A 420-nucleotide genomic window follows, 5' to 3' on the forward strand; every position below is an offset into this window, starting at 1 on the left:
GCAAAAGGAGTTCGGTTCCCCGGCACGTCGCGCCGTCGCCCGCGAGGCGGTCCGCCAGTCGATGGTGCTGCTCAAGAACGAAGGCAAGCTGCTGCCACTTTCCCTCACGGCCAGGCGGATCCACGTCAGCGGTCGCGGGGCCGACGACCTCGGCATGCAATGCGGCGGTTGGACCGTCGATTGGCAGGGCAAACGCGGCGCGGTGACGACCGGCGGGACCACTATTCTCCAAGCGCTGCGCCAAGCCGCGGGGAAAGACACATTGATCACGGATTCGAAGGATCAACCTGATGCCACCGGCGCGGACCTTGCCCTCGTCGTGGTCGGTGAGGATCCATATGCCGAAAGCAAAGGTGACCGCTCCGATCTCACCCTTTCCGCCGAAGACACCGCCGCGGTTTCCGCCGCCAAAGCAACCGG

General features: G+C 65.5%; 1 protein-coding gene. It reads left to right on the top strand.

What is annotated here, in order from left to right; translation table 11 throughout:
- Positions 1-61 precede the first annotated feature (61 nt).
- Positions 62-420 (top strand): glycoside hydrolase family 3 C-terminal domain-containing protein (locus I6F37_RS41630; protein WP_225154616.1); only part of this gene is annotated, 359 nt, incomplete at its 3' end.

The organism is Bradyrhizobium sp. NBAIM08 (assembly GCF_020193935.1).
In the GTDB taxonomy this organism is placed as follows: domain Bacteria; phylum Pseudomonadota; class Alphaproteobacteria; order Rhizobiales; family Xanthobacteraceae; genus Bradyrhizobium; species Bradyrhizobium yuanmingense.